This is a genomic window from Streptomyces sp. S3(2020) (assembly GCF_013044505.1).
In the GTDB taxonomy this organism is placed as follows: Bacteria; Actinomycetota; Actinomycetes; order Streptomycetales; family Streptomycetaceae; genus Streptomyces.
In genome coordinates, this window is record NZ_JABERD010000015.1 from 30,157 (window position 1) to 49,377 (window position 19,221).

The 19,221-nt window shown below is 71.8% G+C and carries 19 protein-coding genes; 9 read left to right on the plus strand and 10 right to left on the minus strand.

Annotated elements, in window-relative coordinates; all coding sequences use genetic code 11:
* Positions 1-24: 24 nt before the first annotated feature.
* Positions 25-1,818 carry a LuxR C-terminal-related transcriptional regulator gene (locus HLK59_RS07715; RefSeq protein ID WP_171140510.1) on the minus strand — a complete coding sequence of 598 codons (1,794 nt, stop codon included), beginning with the start codon at positions 1,816-1,818 and terminating at the stop codon, positions 25-27.
* Between the two features lie 94 nt (positions 1,819-1,912).
* On the opposite strand from HLK59_RS07715, the gene HLK59_RS07720 reads away from it, so the two are divergent.
* Positions 1,913-2,998 carry a M12 family metallopeptidase gene (locus tag HLK59_RS07720; RefSeq protein WP_171140511.1) on the plus strand — a complete coding sequence of 362 codons (1,086 nt, stop codon included), beginning with the start codon at positions 1,913-1,915 and terminating at the stop codon, positions 2,996-2,998.
* A 138-nt stretch (positions 2,999-3,136) separates the two neighbouring features.
* Here HLK59_RS07720 and HLK59_RS07725 read toward each other — a convergent pair whose 3' ends face one another.
* The gene (locus HLK59_RS07725) at positions 3,137-4,012 is read right to left on the minus strand and encodes a rhodanese-like domain-containing protein (protein WP_171140512.1); all 876 of its coding nucleotides are present in this window, start codon (positions 4,010-4,012) and stop codon (positions 3,137-3,139) included.
* Between the two features lie 368 nt (positions 4,013-4,380).
* Between HLK59_RS07725 and HLK59_RS07730 the strand changes: the two genes are divergently transcribed.
* The 5 genes from HLK59_RS07730 to HLK59_RS07750 all read left to right on the plus strand — a co-directional run bounded on the left by HLK59_RS07730 (position 4,381) and on the right by HLK59_RS07750 (position 9,243).
* Positions 4,381-5,301, plus strand: a complete 921-nt coding sequence (locus HLK59_RS07730; protein ID WP_171140513.1) for an ABC transporter substrate-binding protein — start codon at positions 4,381-4,383, stop codon at positions 5,299-5,301.
* 291 nt (positions 5,302-5,592) lie between these two features.
* A complete protein-coding gene (locus HLK59_RS07735; RefSeq protein WP_171140514.1) occupies positions 5,593-6,621 on the plus strand; it encodes an ABC transporter substrate-binding protein in 1,029 nt (342 codons plus the stop codon).
* A complete protein-coding gene (locus HLK59_RS07740; RefSeq protein ID WP_171140515.1) occupies positions 6,618-7,379 on the plus strand; it encodes an ABC transporter permease in 762 nt (253 codons plus the stop codon). The genes HLK59_RS07735 and HLK59_RS07740 overlap by 4 nt, the downstream gene beginning before the upstream one ends.
* A complete protein-coding gene (locus HLK59_RS07745) occupies positions 7,376-8,137 on the plus strand; it encodes an ABC transporter ATP-binding protein (protein ID WP_171140516.1) in 762 nt (253 codons plus the stop codon). The genes HLK59_RS07740 and HLK59_RS07745 overlap by 4 nt, the downstream gene beginning before the upstream one ends.
* Complete coding sequence (locus tag HLK59_RS07750; protein WP_171140517.1) at positions 8,134-9,243, plus strand: phosphotransferase; 1,110 nt, start codon at positions 8,134-8,136, stop codon at positions 9,241-9,243. Before HLK59_RS07745 ends, HLK59_RS07750 begins: the two co-directional genes overlap by 4 nt.
* On the opposite strand, the gene HLK59_RS07755 is transcribed toward HLK59_RS07750, so the two are convergent.
* Positions 9,192-10,007: a TauD/TfdA family dioxygenase gene (locus HLK59_RS07755; protein ID WP_171140518.1), complete on the minus strand. Its 816-nt coding sequence runs from the start codon at positions 10,005-10,007 to the stop codon at positions 9,192-9,194. The two genes, HLK59_RS07750 and HLK59_RS07755, sit on opposite strands and share 52 nt — an antisense overlap.
* 260 nt (positions 10,008-10,267) lie before the next feature.
* Here HLK59_RS07755 and HLK59_RS07760 point away from each other — a divergent pair, with 260 nt between their 5' ends.
* Both HLK59_RS07760 and HLK59_RS07765 read left to right on the plus strand, forming a co-directional pair.
* Complete coding sequence (locus tag HLK59_RS07760) at positions 10,268-10,783, plus strand: AAA family ATPase (protein ID WP_171140519.1); 516 nt, start codon at positions 10,268-10,270, stop codon at positions 10,781-10,783.
* A 9-nt stretch (positions 10,784-10,792) separates the two neighbouring features.
* Positions 10,793-11,041, plus strand: a complete 249-nt coding sequence (locus HLK59_RS07765; RefSeq protein ID WP_171140520.1) for a hypothetical protein — start codon at positions 10,793-10,795, stop codon at positions 11,039-11,041.
* Here HLK59_RS07765 and HLK59_RS07770 read toward each other — a convergent pair.
* Positions 11,035-11,988 (minus strand): YafY family protein, encoded by a 954-nt coding sequence (locus HLK59_RS07770; RefSeq protein ID WP_171140521.1) that lies wholly within the window; start codon positions 11,986-11,988, stop codon positions 11,035-11,037. The genes HLK59_RS07765 and HLK59_RS07770 overlap by 7 nt on opposite strands.
* Before the next feature lie 98 nt (positions 11,989-12,086).
* Between HLK59_RS07770 and HLK59_RS07775 the strand changes: the two genes are divergently transcribed.
* The gene (locus HLK59_RS07775; RefSeq protein WP_171140522.1) at positions 12,087-12,458 is read left to right on the plus strand and encodes a hypothetical protein; all 372 of its coding nucleotides are present in this window, start codon (positions 12,087-12,089) and stop codon (positions 12,456-12,458) included.
* Here HLK59_RS07775 and HLK59_RS07780 read toward each other — a convergent pair.
* From HLK59_RS07780 to HLK59_RS07805, 6 genes are all read right to left on the minus strand, one after another.
* On the minus strand, positions 12,437-13,564 hold the full coding sequence (locus HLK59_RS07780) for an LLM class flavin-dependent oxidoreductase (RefSeq protein WP_171140523.1): 1,128 nt from the start codon (positions 13,562-13,564) through the stop codon (positions 12,437-12,439). The two genes, HLK59_RS07775 and HLK59_RS07780, sit on opposite strands and share 22 nt — an antisense overlap.
* Positions 13,557-14,630: an LLM class flavin-dependent oxidoreductase gene (locus tag HLK59_RS07785; protein ID WP_171140524.1), complete on the minus strand. Its 1,074-nt coding sequence runs from the start codon at positions 14,628-14,630 to the stop codon at positions 13,557-13,559. Before HLK59_RS07785 ends, HLK59_RS07780 begins: the two co-directional genes overlap by 8 nt.
* On the minus strand, positions 14,627-16,003 hold the full coding sequence (locus tag HLK59_RS07790; RefSeq protein WP_171140525.1) for an NtaA/DmoA family FMN-dependent monooxygenase: 1,377 nt from the start codon (positions 16,001-16,003) through the stop codon (positions 14,627-14,629). The genes HLK59_RS07785 and HLK59_RS07790 overlap by 4 nt, the downstream gene beginning before the upstream one ends.
* 30 nt (positions 16,004-16,033) lie before the next feature.
* Positions 16,034-17,284 carry an LLM class flavin-dependent oxidoreductase gene (locus HLK59_RS07795; protein WP_171140526.1) on the minus strand — a complete coding sequence of 417 codons (1,251 nt, stop codon included), beginning with the start codon at positions 17,282-17,284 and terminating at the stop codon, positions 16,034-16,036.
* Between the two features lie 143 nt (positions 17,285-17,427).
* The gene (locus HLK59_RS07800) at positions 17,428-18,147 is read right to left on the minus strand and encodes a GNAT family N-acetyltransferase (RefSeq protein ID WP_171140527.1); all 720 of its coding nucleotides are present in this window, start codon (positions 18,145-18,147) and stop codon (positions 17,428-17,430) included.
* A gap of 34 nt (positions 18,148-18,181) precedes the next feature.
* Positions 18,182-19,204, minus strand: coding sequence for a transporter substrate-binding domain-containing protein (locus tag HLK59_RS07805; RefSeq protein ID WP_171140528.1), 1,023 nt, complete (start codon positions 19,202-19,204; stop codon positions 18,182-18,184).
* Positions 19,205-19,221: the final 17 nt, after the last annotated feature.

Consider the following 19,221-nt stretch of genomic DNA (forward strand, 5'->3'; position numbering starts at 1 on the left):
TCAGACCGCCGGTCGGTGGGCCGGTCAGGCCGGTTGGGCGTCGGGGAGTTCTACGAGCCAGGGCAGTGCGCCGCGGCCGCCGGCGCCGAGTCGGGCGTAGGCGCTGTAGAGGTGGTTGCCGACGGTGCGGATGGACAGGGTCAGCTTCTCGGCGATCTGGCGGTTGCTGAGGCCGGCCGCCGCGAGGGTGACGATCTGCCGCTGGCGGGCGGTGAGTTCACCGAGGACGAGTCCGGACAGGGCCGGGGTGCGGGCCCCCTGGCAGCGGCGTGCCAGGGCGACCGCACGGGTGCGTGAGGTGCGGGCGGCGCGCGGGTCGCGGTGGATGTGCACGGCCTGGGCGCTGGCCTCGGCGGCGAAGAGCAGGAACCCCCGTTCCTCCAGCCGCTCGGCGGCCAGGTCCAGGGCGGGCCCGTCACCACGGGCGAGCGCGTCGGCGTGCAGCGCGAAGACGCCCGCGCCGGGCGACTCCCCGGGGGCTCCCAGGCGTACGGCGTCGTAGGCGTCGGTGACCGTCTCCAGCGCCGTGTCGAGGTCGCCGCGCGCGGCTGCCAGCCAGGGTGCCGTCCGCGGATCGGTGCGCACCCGGGTGTCCGCGTCGGGGTCGGTCATCTCGCCGGACTGCAGAACGGCCAGGGCGAGTTCGGCACCGCAGGCCGGATCGCCCGCCGTGTCCCGCAGCCCCTCCCTCGCCCAGGCCGCCGCCTCCCGCAGCTCTCCCCGCAGCCGCGCGAACCCCGCCCGCACGGCCGCGTACCAGGACGGCACCGGCTCGCCCTCCGCGACGAGCCATTCCCCCACGGGTGCGCACGAGGTCCGTACGTCGGCCCGCTCCATCCGCCGCGACAGCGTGGCCGCCTCGTCCTCCAGGGCCGCCTTGCACTGCTCCGGCGTACGGGCCAGCCGCCGCGCCCGCAGCCGGCCGGCCGCCGCCCGCAGGACGGGACCGTGCAGGGGGTGGGCGAGGCCCACGCCACCGTGGTCGTCGACCCGCACCAGGCCCTCGGCCTCCAGGTCCTCCAGGACCCGCAGGTCGAATCCGTCCATGTCCAGCGTCAACGGCTCGGCGAACGCGAGGAGTTCGAGCGTCTCGCGGTCCGGCCGGTCCAGGACGCCGGCCGTCCGTTCCCGCACGGTCGCCGTCACGGGCACCGGCCCACGCCACGCCCATTCGTCCGAGCCCGGCAGCCGGACGAGCAGCCCCTCCTCCCGTACGGCTCCGACCACCTCGCGCAGCAGCCGCAGATCGCCCCGGCACAGCCGGTGCAGCCGGTTCACGGTGAACGGCTCCACGCCGCCGCCGACGCCCGCCGCCAGCAACTGGGCCGTCTCCTCGTGGGGCAGTGGCTCCACAGCGAGGCGGGGCAGCAGTTCACCGGTCCACAGACGCGACACCGCGCCGGGTACGGGGGCCCCGTCCGTGGCCACCACCAGGAGCCGGGTGCGGCCGTGCACCGCGAGCTGGTGGACGAGGGCGGCCGAGGCGTCGTCGAGCAGGTGGGCGTCGTCCACCAGCAACAGCCGTACCGCGGAAAGCAGTTGGACGGCCCGGTGCAGGGAGACCGGCTCGGGCAGCAGATGGGCGAACGCGGCGAAGGGGATGTGCCGGGTCTCGGGCGTCCCGGCCACCCTGGCGCAGTCGGTGCCGCGTACGGCCTCCGTGACGAGCCGGGTCTTGCCGCAGCCCACCGGACCGGTCACCACGATGCCGTGGTGACCCGCGGCCGAGGACCGTCGGATCAGCTCCAGTTCGTCCTCCCGGCCGGTGAACGGCCAGGGCAGTTCCAGGGTCTTCGCATCGCGTTCGAAAGTCGTCACGCAGACAAGAGCCCGAGTACTCACGTCTGATACACGGGGACTTGAGTAGCCCTCGACTCAGGCGCCCGCGGAGCACCGACGGCACTCTTGGCGCATGACCTCCCGCTACTGCTCCCTCGCGCAGCAGCCGGCCCCCGCCTTCACACCGGGGCTGGCCGCCGAGAGGCTCAGTGCGCTCATCGGCGGAAGCCGGATGTGGGTCAACAACACCGTCCTGCACTACTACTTCTTCGACGGCGAGTCCGACGCCTCGGTGATCGCGGTTCCCGGCAGCGGGGCGACCCGGCGGGTGTCGTGGGTCGGCGCCAAGGAGCAGCGGGACGTCGTACGCGAGTGCTTCCAGGAGTGGCAGGACCTCGGCGTCGGCGTCACCTTCGCCGAGGTGGGCGACCGCGGCGAGGCGGAACTGCGCATCGGGTTCCAGCTCGGCGACGGCTCCTGGTCGACCGTCGGCAAGGACGCACTGCGGGTAGGGCTGCACGAGCGGACGATGAACTTCGGCTGGGACCTGACCGCGCCCGGGGAGCGCGGGACGGCCCTGCACGAGATCGGGCACGCGCTCGGTATGCACCATGAGCACCAGAACCCGTTCGCCGGGATCCACTGGGACGACGAGGCCGTCTACGCGGATCTCGCGGGCCCGCCGAACCACTGGACCCGGGACAAGACGTTCTTCAACATCCTGCGCAAGCTGGACGTCCGTGAGGTGAACGGTTCCGCCTGGGACCCGCAGTCGATCATGGAGTATCCGTTCTCGGCAGGGCTGATCCTGGAGCCGGAGCAGTTCCGTGCGGGTCTGAACCCGAGCGGCACGCTCTCGCCCTTGGACAAGGAGTACGTCCTGCGCTGGTACCCGTCGGCGGGCCCGTCGCGGCCGCCCGCGCTGGTGCCGTTCCGTTCGGCTCCGCTCGGTCTCGGCCCGGGCGAACAGGCCGACTTCACCGTCGAGCCGCCGGAGACCCGCGAGTACAGCGTGGGCACCTTCGGCGACAGCGACACCGTCGTGGTGGTCTTCGAGGAGCGGGACGGGGAGCCCCGCTATCTCGCCGGCCAGGACGACGGAGGAGCGCCGCACAACGCCACCGTCAAGGCCCGTCTCGTCAAGGGCCGCCGATACTTCGTCCGTGTGCGCCTGTACTCCGCGTGGGGTTCGGGGGAAACTGCGGTCATGTGCTGGTGAGACAGCGCGTACAGACCGCACACGGGCGAGGCTGGACCACTGTCCGGCGCCGGGGGAATGGCCGGCGATCGTCACCTTCGGGGGAGGGAGACGATCGCCGGCCAGGCGGCGTTCACGGCCCCGTCGGCCACGCGGCGTTCACGGCTCCAGCGGCCGCGCCGGGTCCTTGGACCACTCCTCCAGCGAACCGTCGTAGAGCGACACGTCCTCGCGTCCCAGGAGTGTGAGGGCGAGCGCCGCGCCCGCCGCCGAGATGCCGCCGCCGCAGTACAGGACGACCGGCGAGTCCTCGGCGTCGAGCACCGTGCCGACCCTGGCGGCGAGTTGCGGGCCGGGCAGCACGCGGCCCTCGGGGTCCAGGAGTTCGCGGCCGGGGAGGCTGCGGCTGGCCGGGATGTGGCCGCGGCGGCTGTAGCGGGTGGGGGCGGTGCCGTCGAAGCCGCCGGCCGGCAGGGCGCACACCAGGGTGCCGGGGCGTTCCCCGCGGCTGATGGCGGCCACCTCGTCGAGGTCCGTCCAGAGTTCCGGGCGCGGGACCGGCGTCAGGGGCGTGACCGTGGGGGCCGGTTCGGCGTCCTCGCCGTGGACCAGGGGGTGCCCGGCCGCCTCCCACGCCGCCAGGCCGCCGTCGAGCACGGCGGCCGGTACGGAGATCGCGCGCAGCATCCACCACAGCCGGGCCGCCCAGATGCCGCCGCCGTCGTCGTAGACGACGACCGCGCTGCCCTCCCCCACGCCGAGCGCGGCGAGTGCGCCGGCCAGCGCCTCGGGGGCCGGTACGGCGAAGTGGTACGGGGCGTCGGGGTCGGAGAGGTCGCCGGTCAGGTCGGCGTGGCGGGAGCCCGGGAGGTGCCGCTCCACCCAGGCCGCGCGGCCGCTCGCACACCGGTGGTCGCCGTCGTGCCGGGGTGAGGGCAGCAGGGCGGTGGCGTCGAGGACGACCAGCCGGGGGTCGTCGAGGCGGGCGGCGAGCCAGGTGTCGTCGACCAGCGGGCCGGGCAGCAGGGAGGTCATGGCGGCCGATCGTACGCCCGTGAGCTGGGCGTCTCGCCCGTCGAGCAAGGTCATCCCATATTCCGGACATCGCTTGCACAGCATCCCGGGCATGCGGTTATGGTTTCGGCCATCTACGCGGGAGCCCCTACCCGGCTGGGCTGAGAGGGCGTCTGGGATCCGTTCGCCGAACGGATCCCCATGGGGACGCCGACCGCACACACCACGCCATCCAGGCGTCCCGCGTAGGAGTCCACGTGTCTTCAGCAGTCGAGCCCGAGCGACCGGTGTCCCACACCCCGGTGCGCTGCTCCTGTTGTTGTCGCTGACACTCCCGCGCCCCTCTCACCGTTCACCGCGCTCTCGCGCACCTCCTTCGGAGTACCCCCATGCCACACATACGGGTCATGCTCGACTATTTCCACCCCTGGCCGAATTCGGCCGGTCTGTACGTCTCTCGTGCCCGTGGCCGGTACGCCGAGGCAGGTCTGGACGTGGAGTTGGTGGTGCAGGACCCGGGGCGCGGGGACACGCTGGAGTACCTGGCCCGGGGCGAGGTGGACTTCGGGATCTTCCCGCCGAACCGGCTGCTGGCCCGACGTGCCGAGCACGGACAGCCGCTCATCGCGGTGGCGGCCGTCAACCACCGGGGCCTGGAGGCGGTCCAGACGACGACCTCGACGGGGATCACCCGCCCCCGTGACCTGGAGGGCCGCCGCGTAGCCCTCAACCCGACCCCGCGCGGCCGTGCGATGGTCCGCCATCTGGTCGCGGCCGACGGCGGCGACCCGGACGCGGTGATCACCGTCGACGCGGGCACCCGCGAGCTGACCGTGGACGACATCGAGGCGGGCGAGGCCGACGCCACCTTCGGGAACTACTGGTCCTGGGACGCGCTGCGCGGCGACCTGCCCGAGGAGCGCCGGGTGACCTGGCCGGTGGACGAGATCGGCGCACCCCGCTACCACAGTTACCTGCTGGGCACGAGCGAACGACTCCTCGCCGAACAGCCGTCTCTCGTCAGGGACTTCCTGGCCGTGACAGCCCAGGGTTACGCGGCCGCCGCCCGGGAGCAGGAGGCCACCCTGGAGCTGCTGGAGGGTGTGATCCCGTACTTCCCGCGCTCGCTCATCGCCCGCTCCCTCGCCCTGATCGCACCGACCTGGACGGACGCCGACGGCCGCTGGGGCGTCATCGACACCTCCCGGATGGGCCCGTACGCGCACTGGCTCGCGGAGAACGGCGCCCTCGCACACGACCGCGGCTGGGACCGCTCCTTCACCAACGGCCTGCTGGACGTGGCCGCGTGACGCTCCTGCCCCGGCTGACCCGGCGGCTGGCCGTCGACTTCAAGCGGGTGGCGAGCGCGCTGTGTCGGGCCTGACCGCCCCCTAGGGCCTGCCCGGCGGATCATCCCGGCGTCGCGGGCCCTGGCACGCACATCTGCGGCGTTGTCGTCAGTCGCCGACTCCCTCCTCCGCCTTGCAGATGCACGCACCAGACCCCGCTCGGCTTGGTCACGAGGCGCCGTTTCTCACAGCCGGCCTGATCCGCCGGACAGGCCCTAGCCGCCGCCCTCCCCTCCGTACGAAGGACCCGTCATGCACCGCCGTACTCTCCTGTCCGTCATAGCCGCCGGCGCCCTGCTCGGTGCCACCGGATGCGCCGCCGACTCCTCGGCCGCCGCGAAGGACGGCACCACCACCGTCACCCTCGCCCTCGACTGGACGCCCAACACCAACCACACCGGTATCTACGTCGCCCAGGCCAAGGGCTGGTTCGAGGACGCCGGGATCGACCTCAAGATCGTGCCCTACGGTTCGACCGCGCCCGAGACGCTGATCGCGGCCCACAAGGCCGACTTCGGCATCTCCTACCAGGAGGGCGTGACGACCGCGCGGGCGGCCGGTGCCGACATCACCTCCGTGTACGCGGTCACGCAGAAGACGAACGTCACCATCGCGGTGCGCGCCGGCCGCGAGGACATCAGCTCCCCGAAGGACCTCGACGGCAAGACGTACGCCGGGTTCGGCGCCCCCTACGAGAAGCCGCTGCTGCAGAAGGTCATCCAGAACGCGGGCGGCGAGGGCGACTTCAAGCAGGTCACCCTCAACACCTCGGCGTACGCGGCGCTTTACGCGGGCAAGGCCGACTTCGCGATGCCCATGCCGACCTGGGAGGGTCTGGAGGCGGAGCTGAGCGGCAAGCCGCTGAAGAACTTCCAGCTGGCCGACTACGGCTTCCCGGCGATCTACTCGACGCTGGTCGCGTCCTCCGACCGGTTCCTGAAGAAGAACCCGGCACTCGCCAAGAAGTTCCTCGCGGCGCTCGACAAGGGCTACCGCTACGCGGCCGACAACCCCGACAAGGCCGCCGACCTGCTGATCTCCGAGAACAGGAGCGTGCTCACCAACACCGAGCTGGTGAAGAAGAGCGAGGCGCTGCTGGCCAAGGAGTACTACAAGGCGGCGGACGGCACGCTCGGCACCCAGAGCGCCGAGCGCTGGCAGGCGTTCGCGGACTTCGAGTACAAGGCGGGGCTGCTGGTCGACGCGGACGGCAAGAAGCTCACGAAGGCCCCGGACGCCGCGGAGTTCTTCACCGACGCCTACCTGCCGGCCGCCAAGTGAGGCCGCTGCTGCGGTCGTTGTGGCCGCCGCTGCTGGTACTGACCGTGGTGGTCGGCGGCTGGCAGCTGTACGTGAGTGCCGCCGGGGTCGATCCGACGATGCTGCCGTCTCCCGCGCGGGTGGTGGAGCAGGGCTGGGCGAATCGCGAGGACCTGTGGGCGCAGACCGTGCCCACGCTCCAGGAGACCCTGCTCGGCTTCGCCCTGTCGTTCGCGTCGGCCTGGCTGGTCGCCGTGCTCCTCGACTTCTCGTCGGCGGCCCGGCGGGGCCTGTATCCGCTCCTCGTCGCCTCGCAGACGATCCCGATCGTCGCCGTGGCACCGCTGCTGATCATCTGGTTCGGCTTCGGGCTGCTGCCGAAGATGCTGGTGGTCACGTTGACGACGTTCTTCCCGCTGGCCGCCAACCTGGCCGCCGGGTTCGCGGCGACCGACCGCGAGGCGATGCGGCTGCTGCGCTCGCTGGGCGCGGGCCGGTGGCGGACGTTCCGGCTGGTGCGGGTGCCGAGCGCGATGCCGTACTTCTTCGCCGGGCTGCGCGTGAGCATCACGTACGCCGTCGTCGGCGCCGTCTTCGCCGAGTACGCGGGCGCCGAGGCGGGACTCGGAATCTATATGCAGGCGCAGAAGAGCGCGTTCCGTACGGACCTGGTGTTCGCGGCGGTGGGGGTCACGGCGGCGCTGAGCAACGCGCTGTTCGGGGCCACGTATCTGCTGGAGCGGCTGGTGCTGCCCTGGGAGCGGAAGGTGGGCAGGTGAGCAGTCTGCGGATCGAGGGCGTCGGCAAGTCCTTCGGCGAACTGGAGGTGCTGAGGGACCTCGAACTCTGCGTCGAACCGGGCGAGTTCGCGGCTGTGATCGGCCCGAGCGGCTCCGGCAAGAGCACCCTGTTCAACCTGGTCTCCGGTCTCGATCGGCCCACGTCGGGGCAGGTGCTGGTGGAGGGCGAACCGGCGTCGGTTGAGTCCGGCAAGGTCGCCTACATGCCGCAGAAGGACCTGCTGTTCCCGTGGCGGACCGTCCTGGACAACACGGCTCTGGGACTTGAGGCGCAGGGCGTGCGGAAGAAGGAGGCGCGGGCACGGGCCGACGCGCTGTTCGCCGACTTCGGGCTCGACGGCTTCCAGAAGGCGTACCCCTCCCAGCTCAGCGGCGGCATGCGGCAGCGGGCCGCGCTGCTGCGCACGGTCGTCCTGGAGCGGCCGGTGCTGTTGCTGGACGAGCCGTTCGGCGCGCTGGACTCGCTGACCCGGACCGAGATGCAGCTGTGGCTGGCCGGCATGTGGCAGCGCCACCGCTGGACCGTCGTGCTGGTCACCCACGACATCCGCGAGGCGGTCCTGCTCGCGGACACCGTGCATGTGCTGTCCGCGCGCCCCGCCACCGTGGTGGACCGTGTCGAGGTGCCGCTCCCCCGCCCGCGCGGTGAGGACGACTTCACCACGCCCGATTTCGCGGCGACCGAGCGCCGGGTGCTCGGGTCCCTGCGCGGTACGACGGCGGTGACGGCGGCGTGAGTTCACATCAGGCGCACGGCATGGGCACCGAGCCGACCGAGCCCGACTGGGCGCCGCTCACCGACGCCGAGGTGACGGGCGTGGTCGGCCCGGCCCGGGTGGTGTGGCGCAGCCCGCGTCCGCTGTCGGCGGCGGCCCTCGTGGAGCGGGACGGACGGCGGCTGTTCGTGAAACGGCACCACACCGTCGTACGAACCCTTGAAGGGCTGGCCGAGGAACACGCGTTCCTGCGCCATCTGCGGGAGCGCGGCGCGCCGGTCGTGGAGGTGCTGGACGCGACGGCACGCGGTGAGTGGACGTACGAGGTCCACTCGACCGGGGTCGGCTCGGATCTGTACCGGGACGCGTTGTCCTGGTCGCCGTTCCGGTCGGTCACGCATGCGCGGGCGGCGGGTGAGGCGCTGGCCCGGCTGCACCTGGCGGCGGAGGGTTTCCAGGCGCCGAGGCGTCGAGTGCAGCCGCTGGTCGCCTCGTTCACGGTGTTCGCGGCGGACGATCCGTGGGCGGCGCTGGATCGGTTCGTCGCGCGGCGCCCCCGACTGGCGGACGGTCTGCGGGACTTCGCGTGGCGCGCGGACACGCACCGCGTGTTGATACCCCTCCACGAGGAGCTGGCCCCTCACCTGCCGGGCCTGCTCCCGCTGTGGACCCACAACGACTGGCACGCGTCCAACCTGCTGTGGGACGCCGAAGGGCAGGTGTCCACCGTCCTGGACTTCGGCATGAGCGACCGCACGACCGCCGTCCACGACCTGGCCACGGCGATCGAACGCAACGCGGTGCAGTGGCTGCTGCCGGGCCACCCGGTCCGCGAGGAGGACGCGGTCGCCCTCCTCGACGGCTACCAGTCCCTGCGCCCGCTCTCCCCCGCCGAGTCGGCGGCGCTCCCCGCGCTGCTGCCGCTGGTGCACGCGGAGTTCGCGCTCTCCGAGCTGGGCTACTTCCACGGAGTCACCCGCTCGCCGGAGAACACCCGGCTGGCCTACGAGTACTACGTGGGCCACGCCGAGTGGTTCGCGGGCCGCGACGGGCGGCGGCTGCTGGACCTCGTGGGCTACTCCGTGGGCGCCGGGTGGAACGGTTCCACCGCGAGGACCTTGCGGTAGACGCGGGCGCCGTCGCCGTAGTCGTCGACGGCGTAGTGCCAGGTCGCCTGGTTGTCCCAGAGCACGAAGTCACCCGGCTGCCAGCCGAAACGGATCGTGTAGTCGGGTGAGGAGGCGTGCCGCAGCAGATGGTCGAGCAGGACGCGGCCCTCCTGCGGGGTGACACCGGTGAGGCCCTGGGCCGAGGAGCTGATGAACAGGCCCTTGCGTCCGGTGAGGGGGTGTTCGAGGACGACCGGGTGCTCGACGGGGTCGCCCTTCGCGGTCTTCCCGCTGCCCTGGGCGTAGTTCTCCGCGTTGCCGTCGTAGACGGCGTTCACCGAGGCGAGGAGCTGCTTGAAGGGCTCGGAGAGGTCGTCGTAGGCGGCCTGGAGGTCCGCCCACAGGGTGTGGCCGCCGAGTTCGGGGACCTCCTCGTAGACGAGGGACTCGATGGCGAAGACGGGGGTGCGCCACAGTCCGCCGATGTGCCAGGTGCTGGCCTTGCCGGTCTGGCGCACGTTGTACGGGTAGACGAGCGGGTTCTCGGGGTGGCGCAGGGCGGTCGGGTGGTCGAAGGGTTCGGCGAAGATCCTTAACGCCGCCACCTGCTGATCGGGCGTCAGATGCTGACCGCGGAACACGAGCACCTTGTGCTCGGCGAAGGCGCGGCGCAGTTCGCCGGCGGTGAGGTCGTCGACGGGCCGGGTCAGGTCCACTCCGTCGATCTCGGCCCCGAAGCGGGGTCCTGCGCGGCGGATGTCGGGGCGTGCGGCAGTGGTCATGCCTACTCCTCGGGCTGTGGTGCGGGGAGGGTCGTCGTGCGGGGACGACGAGGCAGCCGGGCGCGGCGAGGGGCGCCGGGGTGCGGGCGGGCGTCAGGGGCGCGGACAGCGGGACGCGCCCGTGCGCGCCAAGTCCACGTGCAGCCTGCGGAAGAACACCGGACCGATCACCTCCTCACGGTAGGCACGCGGCTCCGGGAATCGCCAGGGTGTGGCATTGCGCCCGTATGAACATTCGTCGGCTGCGGCAGGATGACGGCATGCTCATCGTCGTCGGCGGGCTTCCCGCGGCCGGAAAGACCACGCTCTCCCGGCTCCTGGCCGCCCGTGTCGGGGCGGTGCATCTGAGGATCGACACCATCGAGCAGGCGATCGTCCGTTCCGGGCTGACGGACCATCCGGTGGGGCCAGTGGGGTACGTCGTCGGATACGCCCTCGCCGAGGAGCAGCTGCGGCAGGGGCTGACCGTCGTCGCCGAGTCCGTCAATCCGCTGGCCGTCACCCGGGACGCGTGGCGGGAGGCCGCGGTGCGGGCGGGTGTCGGGGTCGTCGAGGTGGAGGTGCGCTGTTCCGATCCGGTCGAGCACCGCCGTCGGGCCGTCTCGCGGTCGGTCGATGTGCCGGGGCTGCCGTTGCCCGGCTGGGCGGAGATCGTCGGCCGGGAGTACGAGCCGTGGGAGCGCGAGCGCGTGGTGGTCGACACCGCCGGGCAGTCGCCCGAGGAGTCGCTGGACGTGCTCGTCGCGGCCGTTGCCGCCGCCGGCCCGCCCGCCTAGGATCCGCTCATGCTTGCTTCGGACGGCGGCACGGGCGATGAGCTGCGGGACTTGCTGGTGATGGTCCTGTGGTTGCTGCCGATCGCGGCGGGGCTGTGCGCGGTGTCCTGCGGGGTGTTCCTCGGTGCCGGGCGCGGGCTGCGGGCGGCCGGTGAGACGCGTGCCGCGACGGCCAAGGCGCGCAATGCCGTGGCGACCGGGATTCTCGCCGTGTTCCTCGCCGTCTGCTGGGGTGCCGCTGCCCTGGTGGTTCAGTAGCGGGCGGCGGTCCTGCGTGCCGTGTCCGCCATCAGCTCCCGCACCTCTGGCGGTCCGAGGACCTCGGCCTCCGGGCCGAAGCCGAGCAGTCGGCGGCAGGCGGCCTGCGGGTCGTCGAAGTGGAGGTCGAGCTGGTACCCCTCCTCCCTGTCCGGAGTGGCCCGGGCGCCCGCCTCCGCGTCGCCGAGGACCGCCGGCAGCGCGGCCAGGCCCGCCTTCGACAGACGTACCGTCACCCTGAGTTGGTCCAGGCTCGCCTCGAACTCGGCTGTCCAGCGCTCCCAGAACCGCGTCAGGTCGAAGCCGTCCGGGCGCGTGAAGGTCTCCGGGAGCGGGGTGGCGTGGGTGATGCGGGCCGCCCGATGGGCCCGAACTCCCTTGTCAGAGGCGGCGATCAGGTACCAGATGCCCGCCTTGGCGACGAGGCCGAGCGGGTCCACTGTGCGTTCGCTGGTACGACCGTCCCGGCCCGCGTAGGTCAGACGCAGACAGCGGTCCCGACGTACGGCATCCACCAGGACGGGCAGCGCCGGGGTCGGTTCGGCGGGCTTGAACCAGGCCTGGCTGTCGATGTGGAAGCGGCCCGCCGCCGCGCGGGTGTCGTCGCGGCCGGACGCCGGCAGTGCCGCCAGCAGTTTCAGCCGGGCCTGCGCCAGCGCGTCCCCCAGGGCGATCCGCTCCAGCGGGCCGCCCGCGGAGACGGCCAGCAGCGCTGTCGCCTCCTCCGCGCTGATGCCGAGCAGCGGACTGCGCCAGCCGTCCATCAGCCGGCACCCGCCTCCGGGGCCGCCACTCGTCACCACCGGGACGCCGGCCGCGCCGAGCGCCTCCAGGTCCCGGTAGACCGTGCGCACCGACACCTCCAGCTCGGCGGCGAGTTGACGTGCCGTCAGCTGCCCGCGGGACTGGAGGCACAGCAGCAGGGACAGCAGGCGGTCGGCGCGCATTCCGAGGGGTCCCCTCATCGACGTATGACGGACAGAGGATGTCAGCTATACGTCCGTAGCGTCTCCTTCGCCCAGCCTTCGAACCAGGGAGACAGCTCATGATCACCGGTTACGTCCTCGGCGAGAGCCTGCGCCCCGGCGCCGAGTTCGCCCCGCGGGGCCTGCGCGTCCGTGCGGTGAAGCGGCTCGACGTCTCGGCGAGCGCCTCGGCGGGGCAGCCCGCTCTGTGGACGCTCGTGGAGTGGGAGGCGGAGGAGGGCGCCGCCCGGGAGATCGCCGAGGCGCTCGCCGAGGCGTTGGAGCCGGCGCACGGGTGGTACGCCGACTTCACCGCCGGGGACGAGCGCGTCGTCGTCTTCGCCCGCAGGGTCTTCCGCTACAGGCGCGGTGACGCGGCGGGCCGTGCCGAGGCGATGGCCCACGGGAGGTCCGTGGGCACGCCCGGGCATCAGCTCGACTGGCCGGAGTGACCTCGCTTCCGCCATTCCCTGGCGAGCAGTTCGTAGGACCGCACCCGGTCGGCGTGGCCGTGGGTGATGGTCGTGATGAGCAACTCGTCGGCATTCGTGGCCTCCTGGAGCTGTTCGAGGCGGTCGGCGACCGTGGCAGGGGAGCCCACGAACTGGGTGTCGATGCGGTCCTGCACCAACTCCCGGTCCTCGTCGGTCCATGCGTGGGCGCGGGCCTGGTCCGGCGTCGGGAACGGGATGGCGCCCTCGGCGGTGCGGATGCTGCGGACCCACGGGCCGTACCCGGTGGCCAGTTCGCGGGCCGTCTCGTCGTCCTCGGCGACCACGACGTCGGCCGAGACGCTGACGTACGGCTTGTCGAGGACGTCGGAGGGCTCGAAGAAGGAGCGGTAGCCGTCCACGGCCTCCAGGACGGTGGCCGGGCTGACGTGGTAGTTCGCCGCGAACCGCAGACCCCGCGCACCCGCCGTCTCGGCGCTCGTGCCGCCGCTGCTGCCCAGGATCCACAGCTCGACGTCGGCACCCTCGCCCGGCACCACGTGTGCCTCGACGCCCTCCGGGGAGCGGTAGGTGCCGGCCAGCAGGGCGAGGATGTCGTCGATCTGCTCGGCGTACTCCTGCGACTCGGCGCCGGGCAGCAGGAGCAGCTTGCGCTGGAGGGCGATCCGGGGTGAGCCGAGGAGGCGGGCGAAGGAGAAGGGGGGCGGGATGAGCAGACCGTTCGAGGCGCGGCCCGCGGTCTCCGTCGTCCCCTCCGCGGGTGGCCGTCCGCCCGAGCGGCCCAGGCCCAGGTCGAATCGGCCCGGGTGCAGGGCGTCGAGCAGTCCGAACTCCTCGACGGTGTTCAGCGCGGTGCGGTGACCGAGCTGGACGGCGCCGGAGCCGAGCCGGATCGTGGAGGTCGCGGCGGCCGTCAGGGCGAGGACGACCGCCGGTGACGTGCCCGCCACGCCCGGGTTGAGGTGGTGCTCGGCGAACCAGTAGCGGCTGTAGCCGAACCGCTCGGTCCGCTGGGCGAGGTCGATGGAGTTGCGCAGGGCGTCGGCGGCGGTGGAGCCGGTCGATACGGGGACCAGGTCCAGGACGCCGAGGGGGATCTCAGGCATGGGCGGACTCCTCCAGGACGGGTCCCCAGGGGAACGGCGGGTCCGGGATGTCACGCCGCAGCACGGGGGCGACCTGGGCCTGGAACAGCTCCAGCGAGTCCCGGTGCTGAGTGTCCGTCAACCCGCTTGCGTCGGCGTGCAGATGGAGGACGGAGTGACCGAACCGCTCGTGGTAGCGGTGCACCTTGTCGATGATCTGCTGGGGGCTGCCGATCAGCGCGGAGCTGCGGTCGACGAAGTCCTCCAGAGTCTCGAAGACGACGGGAAGACCCGCCTTCTCGAAGAAGGCCAGGTTGGCCTCGAAGAGCGGCCGGTAGATGTCGAGCGCCTCCTGGGAGGTGCGGGTCACCAGCAGCCCGGCCGTCCCGGCGCCGACCGCGATGTCCGCCGGGTCGTGGCCGTAGTGCTCCCAGCGCTCGCGGTAGTAGCGGATCAACTCGGCGTACGGCTCGATGGGGTTGGTGACGTTCGCCGAGAACAGCGGGTCGCCGTAGCGGGCGGCGAGGTCCACCGACTCCTTGCTGGTGGCGCTGCCGTGCCAGACCCGGACGGGCCGCTGGTAGGGGCGCGGCCACACCTCGGCCTCCTTCAGCGGCGGCCGGAAGCGGGTGTCGGCGGTGACCTTGTCCTGTCGCCAGAGCTTGCGGAAGACCTCGTAGCTCTCGGCGTTGCGGTCCCACTGGTCCTCGGGCGTGACCTGGAACAGCTCACGCTGGGCGGTGCCGTTGCCTTTGCCGATGATCAGGTCGAGGCGGCCCTCGGAGAGGTGGTCGAGGGTGGCGTAGTCCTCGTAGGCTCGCACCGGGTCGAGCAGGCTCAGGGTCGTGACCGCCGTGAAGAGCCTGATGCGCTTCGTCAGGGCGGCGACATGGCTGAGCACGACGGTCGGCGAGGAGGAGATGAAGGGCCGCTCGTGCCGCTCCCCCACCCCGAAGCCGTCGAAGCCCAGCTCCTCGGCCAGCACGGCGTTGTCGAGCACCTCGCGGAACCGGTCGTGCGTCGACTTCTGTACGCCGGTGACCGGGTCCGGCCGGTGCACGATCAGCGTGATCGCGAGGAACTTCACGACGCCGCCCGCTGCTCGCCCGCCGTCTGGTCCGGATGGGCGAGGCCGAGGTGGTCGCGCAGGGTCGAACCCTCGTACTCGGTGCGGAAGACGCCCTGTTCCTGGAGCAGCGGGACGACCTTGTCGGCGAAGTCGTCGAGGCCGGTCGGGGTGATGTGCGGGACGAGGATGAAGCCGTCGCTGGCGTCGGCCTGGACGTACTCGTTGATGGTCCGGGCGATCGTCTCCGGGGAGCCGACGAAGGTCTGGCGGTTGCCCGTGTTGATGACAAGGTCGCGGATGGACCACTTGTTGGCGGAGGCCAGCTCCCGCCACTCGCGCGCGACGGCGACCGGGTCGCGGTACATACGGACCTGGGCGCGGCCCTTGGAGATGTGGTCGTCGCTGACGTCCGGGTCGATGTCGGGCAGCGGGCCCTCGGGGTCGTAGGAGGACAGGTCCCGGTTCCAGACGAACTCCAGGTGCTTGAGCGCGGTGGCGCCACTGACCTGCTGGCGGCGCACCTCCAGGGCCAGCTCCTCGGCCTCCTCGTCGGTGTCGCCGAGGGCGAAGCTCGCGGCGGGCAGGATCAGCAACTCGTCATGCGAGCGGCCGTACTTGGCGAGGCGGTTCTTCACGTCGGTGTAGAAGGCCCGGCCCTCCTCGAGGGCGGAGTACCTGCTGAAGATCGCGTCGGCGGAGGAGGCGGCGAACTCGCGGCCCTCCTCGGACTCGCCGGCCTGGAAGATCACCGGGCGGCCCTGCGGGGAGCGCGGGACGTTGAACTGGCCGTGGATGTCGAAGTGTTGGCCGGTGTGGACGAAGGAGCCGGCCTTGGCGTCCGTCAGGAACTCACCCGATGCCTGGTCGGCGAGGATCTCGTCGCCGTGCCAGGAGTCGAAGAGCTCGTTCGTGGTGGCCAGGAACTCCTTCGCCCGGGAGTAGCGCTCCTCCTGCGGGAGGAAGCCGCCGCGGCGGAAGTTCTCGCCAGTGAAGGCGTCCCAGGAGGTGACCACGTTCCAGGCGGCGCGGCCGCCGGAGAGGTGGTCGAGGCTGGCGAACTGGCGGGCCACCTCGTAGGGCTCGTTGAACGTGGAGTTGATGGTGCCGGTCAGGCCGAGGCGCTCGGTGACGGCGGCGAGCGCGGCGAGGATCGTGAAGGTGTCGGGGCGGCCGACGACGTCCAAGTCGTATATCTTGCCGCCCTGTTCACGGAGTCGGAGGCCCTCGGCGAGGAACAGGAAGTCGAACTTGGCGCGTTCGGCGGTCCGTGCGAAGTGGGCGAAGGAGCTGAACTCGATGTGGCTGCCGGCCTTCGGGTCGCTCCACACGGTGGTGTTGTTGACGCCCGGGAAGTGGGCGGCCAGATGGATCTGCTTCTGCGGCTTGGTCATGGCTCTGCGGGGTCCTTCCGGCTCAGAGGCTCAGGCTGCGGCGTAGCGGTTGGCGGGGCGGGCGAGGCCCAGCAGACCGCGTAGGGTGTCGGCCTCGTAGGCGGTGCGGAAGGCTTCGCGGCGCTGGAGTTCGGGGACCAGGCCCCGGGTGATGGCCGGGAGGTCGTGGCCGAGGACGGCGGGGCGCAGTCGGAAGCCGGTCAGCCCGGCCGACTGCAACTCCTGGAGCAGATCGGCGAGTTGGGCCGGGGTGCCGGTGAAGATACGGGCGTCGCTCGTGTACTCGCCGCCGTCGAGGGCGTCCAGGCGCTCCTTGCGGGCAACGGCTTCGGCCGGGTCTTCGTCGAGGAAGACCACCAGGTCGCCGAAGATGTGCAGGGGCTCGTCGGCCCTGCCTGCCGTCTCCTGCTCGGCGCGGATCTCGGCGACGATCGCGCGGGCGTGGTCGGTGTCCTGGGGGGTGACGTAGCCGATGTCGGCCTGGCGGGCCACCAGCCGGTAGGGGACGGTCTGGTGCGCGAGCGCGCTGACCAGGGGCTGGCCCTGCGGCGGGCGCGGGGTGATGGAGGGGCCCTTGACGCTGAAGTGCCTGCCCTCGAAATCGATGTAGTGCAGCTTGTCGCGGTCGATGAAGCGGCCGGTGGCCACGTCCCGGATCTCCGCGTCGTCCTCCCAGCTGTCCCAGAGCCGGCGGACGGCCTCGACGTAGTCGGCGGCCTCGTCGAAGAGGTCGCTGACGAGTTCCTGTCCGGCCGGGCTCTGGAGTTCGTCCAGGGTCAGCGACGGGACGGTGCGGCGACCGAAGTGGTCGGCCTCGTCCGGGCGGGGCGAGATCTGCACGCGCAGTCCGGCGCGGCCGGTGCTGACGTAGTCGAGGGTGGCGATCGCCTTGGAGATGTGGAACGGCTCGGTGTGGGTGGCGACGACGGTCGGCACGAGTCCTATGTGCCGGGTCAGGGGCGCGACGCGGGAGGCGATCAGTACGGCGTCCAGGCGGCCGCGGACCTGGTCGGTGCGGCCGTCCGGGGCGCCGAAGACCGAGGACTGGAGGCCGAGGCCGTCCTCGAAGGTCACGAAGTCGAGCAGGCCGCGCTCGGCCTCGGCGACCAGGTCGGCCCAGTAGGCGGCGGTGAACACGTCCCGGGGGCGGGCGACCGGCTCGCGCCAGGAGGCCGGGTGCCAGCCGGTGCCGTCGAGGGCCACGGCGAGGTGCAGGGAGGAAGAAGGGGACACGAGTGGGTGCCTTCCTGGAGATCCGTACGAGATCACCGGCCCGGGCATGCGGCACTCAGGGCACGGTGGCGGAGAGGGAGGTCAGGGGCGACAGAGGGCGCCGGCGACACGCTGGAGGTCGATGTGCAGACGGAGGTAGGGGGTGCACATGTCCCTGCCTCCCGTTCTGGTGGTGCGCGTCTCGTCGGGGGTCACAACGCCGTCGCTCCGGCGTCTGTTCCCGGTGTGCGCACCTGGAGGATGGTGGTCCGGCGGCGCAGGGTGAAGCCGATCGACTCGTACAGCCGGATCGCGGTGGTGTTGTTCGCGGCGGCGTGCAGGAACGGGGTCTGGCCGCGTTCCCTGATGCCCGCCGCGACCGCCCGCACCAGCCGGGTGCCCAGGCCCCGGCCGCGGTGGGCGGGGTCGGTGCAGACGGCGCTGATCTCGGTCCAGCCGGGCAGGCGGAGCCGTTCGCCGGCCAGGGCGACGAGCCTGCCGTGGTGCCGGATGCCGAGGTAGGTGCCGAGGTGGACGGTGCGGGCGAGGAAGGGGCCGGGTCTGGTGCGGGCGACGAGGTCCAGGATGTCGGGCACGTCGTCGGGACCGAGGCGTACGGCTTCCGGGGCGGGTTCGGCCCGTAGCCGGGTGTCGACGAGCTGGACGCCCTGGCCGCCGCCGACGACGTCCCACCCTTCGGGCACGGTCTCGACTCCCTTGATCTTCGCGGTGGTTGCCGGGCCGAGCAGGGTGTGCAGGTCTGTCCAGGCGGCCGGGTCCGCCGGGTCGGCGAGCGCGGCGAACGCGTACACGTCCGCCGGATAGCGCGCCGCCCGGCCGGCCCTTTCGGCGAAGGCCGCGTGCGGTCCGTCCAGGGCGGCCCAGACGGGGTTGTCCAGGAGACGGGTTCCGAGGGCGATCTGGTGGACCACGACGGCCTTTCTCGCAGAGCGTTCTGACGGTTGATCAGGAGTTGGTGAGGGGCAGTCCGGGCGGGTTCACCTCGGACTTGGCGACGGCCTCGCCCGAGAGGTTCCAGGCCCCCAGCCACTTCGCGTACTGGCCGTTCTCGATCAGGTAGTTGATCGCGGCGGCCAGCGGCTTCGCGAGGCCGCTGTCCTTCTTGGCGGTCGCGGCGATCAGGCCCTGGAGGGTCTCACCGGCACCGGAGAACTGGCCCGCGACCCGGGTCGCCTGCGGCGTGTTCGCGGTCTGCGTGGTGTGGTACGAGAGGTTCGGGCTGGGGCCGAAGTAGGCGTCGATCTTGCCGCTGTTCAGCGCCAGGTACAGGCTGTTGGTCTCCTGGAAGTACTTGACGGTGAGCTTCTTGCCCTCCTTCTCCAGCTTCGCCTTCCACTCCAGGAGGATCTTCTCCTGGTTGGTGCCGTTGCCGACGGAGACGGTCTTGCCGGCGAGGTTCTCGTAGTTGTTGTCGAAGTTCCAGGTGTTGTCCTTCTTCACCTCGAACGCGAGATCGTCCTTGCGGTAGGAGGCGAACTCGTACTTCTGCTTGCGCTCCTCGGTGTCGGTGACGTTGGAGAAGGCCACGTCCACCTTGCCGCTGTCGAGGCCGATGAACAGGTTCTCCCACGTCGACCGCTGCACCTGGGGTTCGAGCCCGAGGACGGTGGAGACCAGGCGGCCGAGGTCGATCTCGGAGCCGGTGAGCGACTTCTGGTCGCTGCCGATGAAGCCGAGCGGCGGGCTGCCGGAGGGCAGGGTGCCGGATCCGATGACCAGCTTGCCGCTCTTCTTGATGTCGGCGGGCAGCAGGGCGCTGATGGACTTGACCTCGGCGACCTTCAGCTTGGTCTCGGTGGCCGCGCCGTTGGACAGCCGGCCCACGGTCACCGTGCCGGCGGCGTCGGAGGTCTTGGTGGCGGCGTCGCTCTCGCCCCCGCAGGCGGCGAGCCCGGTGGCGAGGGTGGCGACGGCGGTGGCCGCGGTGATGCCCCGTATCAGGCTGCGTCGGGAGAACTGGGTGGGCATGGCTGTCCTTGTCGTTC